Here is a 12,893-nt window from a genome sequence, read left to right as displayed (position 1 = left end):
CGCAAGAACCATCACATTGAGGTGAAACAGATGATCCGTTCCAAAGCATCCGACCAGCAGCCCTCCCGCCGCAATCTGCTCAGCAGCGCCGGCCTTGGCCTCGGTGCCCTCGCCGGCGCAAGCCTGCTCTCCGCCTGCTCCACGGTCACCCCGACCGGAGGGGCAGCAGCACCGGCAGGGGGAGCCGGTTCCGCAGGCACCAACAACCCGGCCTACGACTCCGCCATCAAGAGCCTCGTCAACGGCCGCACGGTGCAACTCGGCTGGACTCCCCCGATCCTGTCCGAAATGTTCAACCAGATGGAGAAGGCAGCCTTCGGGCGTATGGCCGAACTCGAACAGACCTATGGCATCAATTGGAAGTGGGAACGATCCGCACCCACCGGCAACTTTGACGCCGTCGAACAGCAGGTCAGCATTGTCCGCGGCTGGACGGCCCGAAAGTTTGACGCCGTTCTCGTATGCACAGGGGCGAATTTCGCCACGATGCAGGACGTATACCGCCAGGCCAGCAGCAGCGGCACCCGCGTATTCCAGTTCAACCAGCCTGTGGAACTCTACGACGAGGAAAAGATCAACACCGTTTCCAACATCGGCTACGACAACCGCTGGCAGTCCGGCTACCTTGCGGGGACGTTCATCGCCAAGACCCTGGGCGGCAAAGGCAAAATCATCCAGATCATGGGCCCGTCCGGCTCCGACTGGTCCAAAGCCCGGCAGATCGGATTCGAAAAAGCCTTGCGCGAGAACCCCGGCCTCGAAGTCGTCGGCAGCGCCGACGGCGGATATCTCCGCGACAAAGGCCTCAACGCCGCACAGGACCTGCTGACCCGCAACCGGGACATCAATGCCATCTACGGCGAAAACGAAGACATGGCGCTTGGCGCCTCCCAGGCCGTGGATGCAGCCGGCCTCAAGCAGTGGGACGGCCAGCAGGGCGTTGTCATCATCGGTGCCGACGGGCTCCTCTCAGGCATGGAATCCATCGCCGCGGGAAAGCTGACGGCAACCGTCGACGTCGGATCCGTTGACCAGGGCCGGTCCTTCATCGACGCCGTCTTCCGCAGCGTCGTCCTGGGAGAAACCGTCGCAAAAACCATTGAAGTGCCCACCCGCGTTGTCACTAAGGACAATGTGGCCGCCGCCAAGGCCTACATCGAGGGTGCGATGCGTCCGGCGAAATCCTACTGACCCGCCAGGGATGCCGGCCGTAACGCCACGGCCGGCACCGCGCCACTTCTTCTGATGGAGTTTCGCGGCCCATCCGCGAAACGAATACCTGGAGCTAGCAAAAGGTTGAAACAATGCAGAAAATCATCAACGATCCCGCAGACGTAGTGACCGATTATCTCCACGGCCTGGCAGCCGCCCACCCGGACATCCTCCGCTTTGATGCCGAACAACGGATCGTGGTCCGGACCCATCCGGCCAAGCCCGGGAAAGTGGGCATAGTTGCCGGCGGAGGCTCCGGATGCGAGCCGCTACACAACGGATTCGTCGGCCGCGGAATGCTGGATGCGGCCTGCCCCGGCGAGATCTTCACGTCGCCGAACCCGGACCAGATTGTGGCAGCCACCAAGGCCGCGGATTCCGGCGCGGGAGTGCTCCACATCATCAAGAACTTCAGTGGCGAGGTAATGAATTTCGGAATGGCCGCCGAGCTGCTCGCCTTTGAGGACCTCACCATCGAAACCGTACTGATTAATGATGACGTCGCGGTAAAGGACGTACCGGGCACCGCCGGACGGCGCGGTCTGGGGGCCACCATTCTGGTGGAGAAGATCGTCGGCGCCGCCGCCGAACGGGGCGACCGGCTCGACGCCCTCACCAGCCTGGGCCGCCGGGTGAACGCCCGGGCACGGAGTTTCGGAGTCGGGCTCTCGTCCTGCACCCCGCCACTGCGTGGCAGGCCCATCTTCGAACTTCCGGACGGCACCATTGAGCTCGGCATAGGCATCAGCGGCGAACCAGGCCGGGAACGGGTTCCGATGCTGACCGCACGTGAAATCGCCGCAGTCATGGTCGAGGAAGTGATTTCAGACCTGCAGCCGGCCGGCGGCGCTAACATACTCGTCCTCATCAACGGCATGGGCGCCACGCCCCTCAGCGAGCTCTACGTGCTGTACGGCGAAGTGGAGGCACTGCTTCGTGAACGGAGCTTCAGGCCGGCGCGCCGGCTGATCGGAAACTACCTGACATCTCTGGATCAAGCGGGCGCCGCCCTTACTGTCCTTGAACTCGATGAAGAAATGACCAAACTCTGGGATGCCCCCGTGAGCACACCCTCAATCCGCTGGGGAGAATGAAATGGCTGAAGCGACCATCAATGAAAGCCCGACTGTCAGCGCCAGGAAAGTGGCGGACTGGGTGCTGGAATGCGCAAGAGTCATCGACGAAAACCTTGAGCACCTCAACGAGTTGGACTCGACCTGCGGCGATGCCGACCACGGCTCGAATCTCCGCCGGGGATTCGCGGGCGTCCGCACCCTGCTCGGCTCCGAACCTGGCGACAAGCCGGCCACCGTCCTCAAGAAAGTCGGCACGACCCTGGTTAGCCAGGTCGGCGGTTCCAGCGGAGCGCTATACGGGACGTTCTTCCTCCGCATGGCGCTGGCCAGCGGACAGGACAAAGAGCTGGACCGCGCAGCCCTCGGAGAGGCCTTGCAGGCTGCGGCCCGTGGAATCACGGAACGCGGCCAGGTCCAGGTAGGCGACAAGACGCTCTACGACTCGTTGGCCCCGGCAGTCGAGGCCTACTCAAACGCACAGAGCGAGGGACGCTCCCTCACGGATTCACTGCAGTCAGCAGCCAAGGCGGCCGAGGAAGGCCGTGACTCAACCGTAAACATGACGGCAAGAAAGGGGAGGGCCAGTTACTTGGGAGGACGCACGGTCGGCCACGCGGACGCAGGGGCAACGTCCATGGCCCTAATCCTCAGGGCAGCGGCCGAGACCCTCGGACCGTGATCCCCGCCGGAAACCGCCCGCACGTCAGGGTAGGGACCGACGTATGTGTGGACGTATCCGCTCCCGTCCCGAGTCAGCAACTCTTGGCATGGCCAATGTGTTTACACTGATGGCCTGGAGGACCGCCTGCTCCATCGTCTGCGCCGCGCTGGTGAGGCCGTGTCCGCGCAGCAGCACCACCGGCCGATCGCCCATGGCCTCGAGCATTTCCGCTGCGAGCTCGCGGTTCCGCACGAGCACTCCTCGGGAGAGGGGCCCTGCCCCGGGCTTCGGGACCGCTTGATGTGGCGAGAGCGGCAGAGGCCCAGCTCCTGCAGGCTCCGCCAGCCTGTCCCCCTTCTTGGAAAAAGCGGATAGGCCCACCGAACCTACGAGCCTCGCGGTGGAAAGGTTGTTTACCTGCCCGGCAGCGGCAATCACCACGGACCCATCCATTGGGGCGTTGTTTCCTGCTAGAGGGCAGCCGAACAGGACCATATGCACGGGCCGACTCTATTGTTTAGGGGCAGCTCGTGTGTCTTTTGGTGAATGGATGTGGTGGGATGTTGCGTGGATGGAGCTGTTGCGTACCACAAGGGTCGGTGCTGTCGGAGTGCGGTCCACCTCCAGCCCCTCCATGGCGCCGAGGAGCACTTCCATGCTCATCAGTGCCAAGGCGGTGAAGTCCTGGCGCACAGTGGTAAGGGGAGGCATGAAGTAGTCTGAACCTTCGATATCGTCAAAGCCGACGACACTTACGTCGTCCGGGACGCGGATGCCGTTTTCGGCGAAAGCGCGAATGAGCCCGAGGGCTGTGTGGTCGCTGGCGGCGAAGATCGCTTGGGGGATCGTGTCCTCCCGGACGAGTTGAAGGGCTGTTTCGTAGGCCCATCGAGGGCTCCAGTCGCCCTCAAGGCACAGCCCTGGTGCAAGTCCGGCGTCACGAAGCGCGGCCTCCCAGCCGCGCTTGCGGACCCGTCCGTCGAACCAATCCATAGAGCCGGCGAAGTGGGCGATGTCGGTGTGGCCCAGGTCCACAAGGTGCTGGGTGGCCAGCCTCGCTCCGAGTTCCTGGTTTTCGGAGTATGTGAAGACGTTTGGGGTCGATGATGCTCCGGCCGCGATCATCTCCACCGGTACACGGCAGGAGGCATTCCAGACTGCTGCTGCCATGTCGACCAGAGGGGCGATGACGATGATTCCTCCCACGCCGGTATCGTCCAGGGTGTCGAGGGCGGCTTGTACCGACTCTGCATAGGGCTGTTCGACACTGATGACGGTTGTGGCGTAGCCCTTCTTCCGGGCCACATTTTCGAGCGCCATCAATGTCCCGACAGGGCCGAAACGCGGGGAACCGTCAGAGACTATGCCGATGGAGGTCGACCGACTGGTAACCAGTGCGGTCGCCGCCCGATTCCGGCGGTACCCGATGTCCTTGATGACCTGCAGAACTCGTTCCCTGGTCGAAGCGCTGACGTCGGGGGCATTATTAAGGACTCGCGAGACAGTTCCAAACGAGACACCGGCGAGCTTGGCGACATCGTTGATGGTCGGCTTCCGGCGCAACGGGGCGTCCTGAAGCCGCTTATTCGCCTCGCGGGGGACCTCTATGCCTGTCACGCTGTCTCCTGTCGCACTACCGGGCGCCAATTCCGCACCTGTCTTATCTTACGTTGCGGCCATCTTCCGGAGCCTGAAATGACCGCAGGTGTGAGGTTTGACACACAGGTCCGTGAACGTTTACGCTATTGATCGTAATCGTTCACGGAACTTCCGTAAACGATTACGAAAGCAAGATCAACGAGGAAGGAGCGAGGATGCTGGACAACATCACCCGAGCACTCGCGCTCGATCCCACCGTTGCGCTTCGAAATATTGACCAAGCCCAGTGGGCAAATTTGGAAGTGCTCCTGACGGACGCAGCACGTGATGATCTCGCAGTCGCTGTCCGCACCTTCGTCTCCGCTGGCTCCTCGGCTGTCGTCGGCATCTTCGCTGACAATCTCCTTTGGGCCAGCCTGGTCATCTCTGTGGACCACTCGGGCGCACCCGCGTCGGTGTCCACCATTGACGGCTCGGTTGCCGAGATGGACGGTGAAATGACTAAGGCTGCAGGCGAGGCGGTGAAGTGGGTTCAAGCCCACCATGGGCCGTGTTCCCTGGGCCTCTTCGTCGACAAAATGCACGCAGAGGCGTTCCTGAGGGCTTCAGACAGGGCAGCTGCTATCCGCACAGCCTCGGCCGCCGGCGGACTCGTCCTGTCGCCGGTTCCCCCTGCCCTGGCCATAGCCCTCGCCTGATCCATCCCAGCCATCCAACCCTATCCATCCACTCAAAAGCACTGGAGAACAATGATGATCCGCAGGCTTCCCATTGTGGCCTTGGCCGCAGTCCTGTCACTTTCCGTCGCTTCCTGCAGCAGTTCGACAACTGGCGCGTCAAGCGCTCCTGATGCCGGGGTGTCCGAGAAGGCTCAGCTGGCCCTTGACAAGATCAAGGGACAGGTCCTGAGCAAGGGCCCCAACGGCGAGACGCCCTCCCCGGCATCCGTTGCAGATCTGACACCCGACGAGATCGAGAAGGTCAAGGCACTCAACGCCAAGGCTGCAATCGTGATGCACTACGGCGGCAACGACTGGGCGACCGCCCAGACCAACGGACTTAAGAGCGAATTCGAAAAGCTCGGTATCAAGGTCATCGCCACGACCGATGCGAACTTCAAGCCGGACAAGCAGGTTTCGGACATCGAGACTGTTATGACGCAGGACCCGGACATCATCGTCTCCATCCCCACGGACCCAGTGGCAACGGCCTCCGCATACAAGAAAGTCGCGGCCGCCGGAACGAAGCTCGTCTTCATGGACAACATCCCTCAGGGACTGACTGCCGGCAAGGACTACGTCTCTGTTGTCTCCGCCGACAATTACGGCAACGGTGTCGTCTCCGCCCACCAAATGGCCAAAGCGCTCGGCGGCAAGGGGAAGATCGGAGTCATCTTCCACCAAGCCGACTTCTTCGTGACCAAGCAGCGCTACCAGGGATTCAAGGAAACGATTACGAAGGAATACCCGGAGATCCAGATCGTCGAGGAAAAGGGCATCGCCGGCCCTGACTTCGCCGGAGACGCCCAGGCCGCTGCAAACGCCATGCTGAGCAAGTACGCCGACCTGTCCGGCATCTGGGCGGTGTGGGACGTTCCCGCAGAAGGTGTCATGGCAGCAGCCCGTGCTGCCGGCCGCCAGGATCTGAAAATCGCCACAGAGGACCTCGGCAAGAATGTTGCCATCGCTTTGGCCAAAAACGAACTCGTCGTCGGCCTCGGAGCGCAGGTTCCGTTCGACCAGGGCGTCACAGAAGCCCGGCTGGCGGCAGGCGCCCTCATCGGCAAGAAGGCACCGGCATATGTGGCACTGAGCGCCCTCCCGGTTGACCATTCCAATGTCCTGGAAGCCTGGAAGCAGGTCTACCACGAAGACGCTCCGAAGGACATTCAAGAGTCCTACAAGCAGTAGCCAGACCCGACGGTGCGGGGGAGATTCTACCCCCGCACCGCGCCGAAAGGGCAACAATGAACAACCCAGACAATGTCGTCGAGATGCGCTCGATTTCCAAGAGCTTCAACGGCGTTTCCGTGCTGAAGGATGTCGGCTTCGACGTCCGAAAGGGCGAGGTCCACGCACTCGCAGGCGGCAACGGCGCCGGGAAATCAACCCTCATGAAGATCCTCCAGGGCGTTTATCAGGCAGACGCCGGCGAGATCCTCATTGGAGGCAGACCGGCCGCCATCAACTCGATCCACGACGCGAAGGCCGCCGGGATCGGGATGGTCTTCCAAGAATTCAGCCTCGTACCGAGCCTGACGGTTGCGCAGAACATCTTCCTTGGTAGTGAACCGCTCGGCGCGGGCGGGCTCATCGACGACCACGCCGCGGTGAGGCGGGCCAAGGAAGTCTTCTCCGAGATGGAGGTCGACGTCGACCCTCGCGCAGAGGTCTCCCGGCTCGGCACCGCCTACTGGCAGCTGACCGAGATCGCCAAGGCCCTCGCGCAGAACGCCACAGTGCTGATCATGGACGAGCCGACCGCCAGTTTGGCCCGACACGAATCCGAAGCGCTCTTCGAACTGATTGACCGCCTTAAGCAGCGTGGCATCTCAATCATTTACATCTCTCACCGCATGGACGAGGTGTACAGGCTCGCAGATCGAATCACCATCCTTCGCGACGGCCGCCACCTCCTCACCGAGCCGCTTACTGACGTCACTCCCGAGCAGATCGTAGAAGGGATCGTTGGAAAAAAGATCGAGGGCCAGCTTTCCTATCGTGCCCGTCATGTGGCCCATGACGTGGCACCCCTTCTGGAGGTACGCGGGCTCAACGCCGGCCACCGGGTCCGGGACGTTTCCTTCGCGCTCCGGCCCGGCGAGATCCTCGGCCTGGCAGGACTCATGGGCAGCGGACGAACCGAGCTTGCCCGTGCGCTCTTCGGCATTGACAAAGTGGACAGCGGTGAAGTCCTGCTTCGCGGCAAAAAGGTCACTCTCGCCTCTCCACAGCAGGCCATCAATGCCGGCATCGCCCTCATCCCGGAGGACCGCAGGGCCCAAGGCCTCGTCTTGGAACACTCCGTCCAGGACAACCTGCTGCTGCCGCTGCTTGGGCAGATTCAGCGCGGACCCCTCCTGGATGGCGCCAAGGGCAAGGAGTTGTCCTCTTCGCTGATCAAGAGGTTCGCAGTAAAAGTCGCCCACCCCCACCGGCCGGTGCGGCTGCTCTCGGGGGGCAACCAGCAGAAGGTGGTCATCGCCAAGTGGCTGGGCACCGATCCGGACATCCTGATTCTGGACGAGCCAACGGCCGGCGTTGACATCGGCACCAAAAGCGAAATTTTGGACATGATCCGTGAGTTGGCCAATGCCGGCAAAGCCGTCATCGTCATCTCCTCCGAGTACCCCGAACTCCTCGCGGTCAGCGACCGCATCCTCGTCCTCAGGGACGGCTCCATCATCCGCGACATCCCCCGCAGCGAGATCGCTGACGAGGAATATCTCCAACTTGCAGTCCAGGGAGTCTGAACAGTGAGCAACGCAAACACCATCGCGCCCCGGGACACCGTGGCACCCCGTAATTTCGGCACCATCCTGAAAGAACTCGACTGGCGACGCTACGTCATTTATATCGGCTTCGTCGTCGTCTTCCTTTTCTTCGCCATTCTGCTGCGCGACCAGGGCTTCTTGTCGCCGAACAACCTGCTGAACATCTTCCGGCAGACTGCCACAATCACCGTCATGGCAGTAGGCATGACTTACGTGATCGCGTGCGCAGAGATCGACCTGAGCGTCGGATCCGTGGCTGGCCTCTCCAGTGTCTGCACCGCGATGGTCCTCTCCCAATGGGGCCTGATCCCGGGAATCCTTGCCGGCCTTGCCGTCGGGCTCGTGGTCGGATCGATCAACGGTGCCTTAGTCAGCCTCCTTGGCATCCCTTCCTTCCTGGTGACCCTCGGCATGCTGGGGATAGCTGTCGGCGTGGCCCAGTGGATCACCGCCTCGGCGCCGCAACCGATTCTGAACGATACGTTCAACATGCTGTTCGGATCCGGCAACTTCGGCCCCGTTCCTGGCCTTGTCGTCTGGAGCGCCATCTTCGTTGCCATCGGCGCCGTCGTGCTGAACCGCACCAAGTTCGGCCGGCAGGTCCTGGCGACAGGAGGCAACCGCAACGCCGCGGAGTTCACAGGGATTAACACCAAGCGCATCAAATTCCAGGTGCTCCTCATCTCTGGCATGGCCGCCAGCGTCGCCGGAATGCTCTACGCCGGCCGCCTTCAGTCGGGCCGATTCCAGTGGGGAGCGGGCGACGAACTCTCCGCCATCGCCGCGGTCATCCTGGGTGGAACCAGCCTCTTCGGCGGATTCGGCTCCATCATCGGCACTCTTTTCGGGGCCCTGCTGATTGGCCTAATCAACAACGGACTGATCCTGGCAGGTCTCGACAGCAGCCAGCAGCAGGTGGTCCGCGGCGCCATCATCATCCTCGCCGTCGCTCTCGCCCGGAAGAAGTAGAACTTATGGCCTTCAAGTTGCGTGCCGGAATCATCGGCACAGGATTCATGGGCTCCGTCCACGCGCACGCCGTCCGCGCAGCAGGGGGCGAAGTCAGTGCAGTCGCCGGAAGCAGCCGGGCTTCCGGGGAGGCGGCAGCCGCCGGCCTCGGTGCCCGGACCGCGGCCGAGTCCCCAGAGGCGCTGCTCGCAAGAGACGACGTGGACGTCGTCCACATATGCACCCCCAACGCCACCCACGCCGACCTCGCCCGCAAGGCCATCGCAGCCGGGAAAGCCGTGGTCTGCGAGAAGCCCCTCGCCACCAGTGTTGAGGACGCCCATGAACTGACAGACCTTGCCGACCGCGCGGGCGTGGTTACAGCCGTGCCCTTCGTCTACAGGTTCTATCCGGCAGTTCGCGAAGCGCGTGATCGTATCGCCCGCGGCGAGGCCGGACGTCTCTGGCTGTTGCACGGCTCGTACCTGCAGGATTGGCTGGTCGGCGCAGAAGCCACGAACTGGCGGGTCGATTCGACGCTCGGAGGAGCCTCCAGGGCATTCGGTGACATCGGCGTGCACTGGTGTGACCTGATGGAATTCACCACAGGGCACCAAATCACCAGACTTGTGGCCAGAACCAGCCGGGCATACGACCAACGTGAAATCGGAGGACAGTTGTCCTCCGTCGCTACCGAAGATGGGGCGACACTCCTGTTCGAGACCGACCAGGGAGCCACCGGCTCCCTGGTAGTCAGCCAGGTCAGCCCGGGCCGAAAGAACCGCCTGTGGTTCTCTTTCGATGGAACCGAAGCATCATTCAGCTTCAACCAGGAGCAGCCGGACACCCTTCACATCGGCCGCCCAGACTCCAGTTCCGAAATCGCCGTCGGCCCGCAGACCCTTACCACTTCTGGCGGCCGACGCTACTCCAGGCTCCCCCCGGGTCATCCGCAGGGGTACCAGGACAGCTTCAATGCCTTTGTCGCAGACGTATATGCGGCTGTCCAGGGACAAGAACCCGAAGGGCTGCCTACCTTTCGGGACGGACTCCGGGCAGCCCGCCTCACTGACGCACTCGTTACCTCCGCCGCCCAGCAGGTGTGGGTCGACGTCACCGGACTCACAACCCCCTCGAATCTTTCCAACCTTCCTTCGGCAGTTGAAAGGCAGAAGCAATGAAACTTGGTTACTGTTCCATCACCTGGGGCGGCGTCGTCGGCCACCCCCAAGGCGTGACAAGCGTCAAAGACCTCTTCTACCTAACCCACGGATCCATGCGTGACGCTGTCCACGACATCGCATCTGTCGGCTACGAAGGCGTTGAGATGTTCGACGGCAACCTTGCGGAATACGCAGAAAAGCCCGAGGAGCTCAAAGAGCTCCTGAACAGCTCCGGGGTCTCCCTGACAAGCGTTTATACCGGCGCCAACTTCATTTATGTCGACATCCTTCCCGACGAACTGCACAGAATTCATCGCGCTGCCGAATTGGCCGCGAACTTCGGAGCTGAACGACTCGTAGTCGGAGGTGGAGCACGGCGTGCGGCCGGAACCACCGACGGGGACTACCACCGCCTAGGCGACGCGCTTGACAGGGTCACGGACATCGCAGAAGGCTTCGGGCTGTCAGCAAGCTATCATCCGCACCTGAGCACCATCGTGGAGAGCCCCGACGAGCTGGACAGGCTAATGCCGCTCACCCGGATCGGCTTCTGCCCGGACACCGCCCACCTTGCGGCCGGCGGAGCAGACCCGGCCGCGGTCATCCGGAAATACCCCGACAGAATCCGCCATGTCCACCTCAAGGACTTCCAGCAGGACCCGTTTACTTTCCTCCCGCTGGGCCAGGGCGAACTCGACTTCCCGGACATAATCGCCGCTATCCGAGAGAGCGGATACGACAGCTGGCTCATGGTTGAACTCGACGGCTACGACGGCGATCCCCGGGAAGCAGCCGAAATCAGCAAGAAGTACCTCGAGAAACTCCTCTAACCAATTTTTGACCACAAGGGAAAGCCTCAATTGGCGACTCCCGCCTTTTCCGAAAGGAACCTAATTCACATGCAGAACCTCAACGTCGGCCTCATTGGCGGCGGCTTCATGGGCAAAGCCCACTCCCTCGCTTACGCCGCTATGCCCATGTTCTTTTGGCCGGCACCGGCTCTCCCGGTCCGCAAGGTCATCGCGGAGGCCACTACGGAACTGGCTGCGGAAGCGGCCCGCCGCTTCGGCTTCGAAAACTCCACCTCAGACTGGCGCAGCATCATCGACGATCCAGACATCCACGTCGTAGATATTGCTACGCCGAATCACCTCCACGCCGAGATTGCCATAGCCGCGGCCGAAGCAGGCAAGCACATCATCTGCGAAAAGCCCCTTGCGCGTACCGGTGAAGAATCCAAGGCTATGTACGACGCAGTCAAAGACAAGAACCTCGTCCACATGGTTGCCTTCAACTACCGGCGCACTCCGGCAGTAGCGCTGGCCAAAAAGTATATTGAGGAAGGCGCCATCGGCCGGATCCTCAGCTTCCGCGGAACCTACCTGCAGGACTGGAGCGCCGACCCCAACGCACCATTGTCCTGGCGTTTCCAGAAGTCGATCGCAGGTTCCGGCGCCCTGGGCGACATCGCCACGCACGTCATTGACATGGCCCGATACCTTGTCGGAGAGTTCAGCGCCGTCAATGCCGTCCTGTCCACCTGGATCCCCGAGAGACCCCTCCAGGCGGGCGGGGCTGACGCACTCGGCACCGTACGGGGTGGAGAGGGCCCGCGGGGCCAAGTTGATGTCGACGATGAAGTTATGACGATGATCCGCTTCGCAAACGGAGCCGTGGGATCCGTTGAGGCGACACGCAACGCGCACGGAAGGAACAACCACATCACCTTCGAAATCCACGGAACCGAAGGCAGCATCGTCTTCAACTACGAACGACGTGATGAGTTACAGGTCTGCTTCGCTTCAGACCAGGCGGACCGTCGCGGATTCCGCACCGTTTACACCGGCCCGGCCCATCCCTACGGAGAAGGGCTCTGGCCTATTCCAGCTCTGGGCATCGGCTATGGGGAAACGAAGATCATCGAAGCGTACGACTTCTTCAAAGCCATCGCAGAAGGCGGAAGCGTGAGCCCCAATTTCGCAGATGGCTACCAGGTCGCCCTCATCGACGACGCGATCGTCGAATCCGCCGCGAAAGAGTCATGGGTCGAAGTTCCGCAGATCACCGCTTGACCTAGTCCGGGAGGGACTGCAAAAAACCGTCCCTCCCGGAACTCAGGACCACCACCAAGGAAGATGAGATGCCCAATCCCCTCCCAACCCGCCAGGAGGCGGCAGAAGTCTGGCTAATGCCTGTTTTCATCGCCAAAGCAGGGCACGAAGACGACCTTCAAGAAGCCCTCCACTCTCTGCAGAAGCTAAGCCGGAACGACCCAGGATGCCTGGAATACACCGTCTTCTTCGACGGACAGCGACCTGGCACCTTCGTCCTCTTCGAAGGCTGGGCTCGTAAAGAGGACCTCGAAGCCCATAACGAAGAAGACCATGTAAAGAAGTTCGTGAAGGGAGTGGACCCGCTATTGGCAGTACCGTTCGCCGTAACCCCCCTCACGCCGCTCACCTGATGCCTGCCGATCTGAAGGAGCCTGACATGTCCCGCCCGTACACCCTGTTCACCGGCCAATGGGCCGACCTCCCCTTCGAGGAAGTCGCCAAGCTCGCCTCCGGCTGGGGCTACGACGGCCTGGAAATCGCCGTGTCCGGGGACCACCTGGACGCGTGGCGCTGGGACGAACCCGGCTATGTCGAGTCCAAACTCGCCGTGCTGGCAAAGTACAACCTGAAGGTCTGGGCCATCTCCAACCACCTCAAGGGCCAGGCCGTCTGCGATGACCCCATCGA

The 12,893-nt window shown here is 62.0% G+C and carries 13 protein-coding genes and 1 pseudogene; 12 read left to right on the top strand and 2 right to left on the bottom strand.

What is annotated here, in order from left to right; genetic code table 11:
* Positions 1-30: 30 nt before the first annotated feature.
* The 3 genes from ASG77_RS07635 to dhaL all read left to right on the top strand — a co-directional run bounded on the left by ASG77_RS07635 (position 31) and on the right by dhaL (position 2,967).
* Complete coding sequence (locus ASG77_RS07635) at positions 31-1,191, top strand: sugar ABC transporter substrate-binding protein (RefSeq protein ID WP_056343396.1); 1,161 nt, start codon at positions 31-33, stop codon at positions 1,189-1,191.
* Between the two features lie 113 nt (positions 1,192-1,304).
* Positions 1,305-2,306: a dihydroxyacetone kinase subunit DhaK gene (gene dhaK / locus ASG77_RS07630; RefSeq protein ID WP_056343393.1), complete on the top strand. Its 1,002-nt coding sequence runs from the start codon at positions 1,305-1,307 to the stop codon at positions 2,304-2,306.
* Between the two features lies 1 nt (position 2,307).
* Entirely contained in the window at positions 2,308-2,967 is a 660-nt protein-coding gene (gene dhaL / locus ASG77_RS07625) for a dihydroxyacetone kinase subunit DhaL (protein WP_056343390.1), read from the top strand.
* Positions 2,968-2,991: 24 nt separating this feature from the next.
* On the opposite strand, the gene ASG77_RS22825 is transcribed toward dhaL, so the two are convergent.
* Both ASG77_RS22825 and ASG77_RS07615 read right to left on the bottom strand, forming a co-directional pair.
* Entirely contained in the window at positions 2,992-3,402 is a 411-nt protein-coding gene (locus ASG77_RS22825) for a class II aldolase/adducin family protein (RefSeq protein WP_056343387.1), read from the bottom strand.
* Between the two features lie 57 nt (positions 3,403-3,459).
* A complete protein-coding gene (locus ASG77_RS07615) occupies positions 3,460-4,566 on the bottom strand; it encodes a LacI family DNA-binding transcriptional regulator (RefSeq protein ID WP_056343384.1) in 1,107 nt (368 codons plus the stop codon).
* 197 nt (positions 4,567-4,763) lie between these two features.
* On the opposite strand from ASG77_RS07615, the gene ASG77_RS07610 reads away from it, so the two are divergent.
* The 9 genes and pseudogenes from ASG77_RS07610 to ASG77_RS07570 all read left to right on the top strand — a co-directional run.
* The gene (locus ASG77_RS07610; protein ID WP_056343380.1) at positions 4,764-5,246 is read left to right on the top strand and encodes a hypothetical protein; all 483 of its coding nucleotides are present in this window, start codon (positions 4,764-4,766) and stop codon (positions 5,244-5,246) included.
* 159 nt (positions 5,247-5,405) lie between these two features.
* Positions 5,406-6,458, top strand: coding sequence for a substrate-binding domain-containing protein (locus ASG77_RS07605; protein ID WP_235564383.1), 1,053 nt, complete (start codon positions 5,406-5,408; stop codon positions 6,456-6,458).
* 56 nt (positions 6,459-6,514) lie between these two features.
* Positions 6,515-8,020 (top strand): sugar ABC transporter ATP-binding protein, encoded by a 1,506-nt coding sequence (locus tag ASG77_RS07600; RefSeq protein ID WP_056343375.1) that lies wholly within the window; start codon positions 6,515-6,517, stop codon positions 8,018-8,020.
* Between the two features lie 3 nt (positions 8,021-8,023).
* Positions 8,024-9,010, top strand: coding sequence for an ABC transporter permease (locus ASG77_RS07595; RefSeq protein WP_056343371.1), 987 nt, complete (start codon positions 8,024-8,026; stop codon positions 9,008-9,010).
* Between the two features lie 5 nt (positions 9,011-9,015).
* The gene (locus tag ASG77_RS07590) at positions 9,016-10,170 is read left to right on the top strand and encodes a Gfo/Idh/MocA family protein (RefSeq protein ID WP_056343368.1); all 1,155 of its coding nucleotides are present in this window, start codon (positions 9,016-9,018) and stop codon (positions 10,168-10,170) included.
* The gene (locus ASG77_RS07585) at positions 10,167-10,982 is read left to right on the top strand and encodes a sugar phosphate isomerase/epimerase family protein (RefSeq protein ID WP_056343366.1); all 816 of its coding nucleotides are present in this window, start codon (positions 10,167-10,169) and stop codon (positions 10,980-10,982) included. The genes ASG77_RS07590 and ASG77_RS07585 overlap by 4 nt, the downstream gene beginning before the upstream one ends.
* 69 nt (positions 10,983-11,051) lie before the next feature.
* Entirely contained in the window at positions 11,052-12,224 is a 1,173-nt protein-coding gene (locus ASG77_RS07580; protein ID WP_056343363.1) for a Gfo/Idh/MocA family protein, read from the top strand.
* 68 nt (positions 12,225-12,292) lie between these two features.
* Positions 12,293-12,616 (top strand): putative quinol monooxygenase, encoded by a 324-nt coding sequence (locus ASG77_RS07575; RefSeq protein ID WP_056343360.1) that lies wholly within the window; start codon positions 12,293-12,295, stop codon positions 12,614-12,616.
* Positions 12,617-12,642: 26 nt separating this feature from the next.
* Positions 12,643-12,893, top strand: a pseudogene (locus ASG77_RS07570) (sugar phosphate isomerase/epimerase); the annotation flags it as partial.

It is taken from the genome of Arthrobacter sp. Soil762, from assembly GCF_001428335.1.
Classification (GTDB): Bacteria; Actinomycetota; Actinomycetes; order Actinomycetales; family Micrococcaceae; genus Arthrobacter.
Note: the sequence above shows the minus strand (reverse complement) of the source record. Positions and strands in the feature narration are given on the sequence as shown.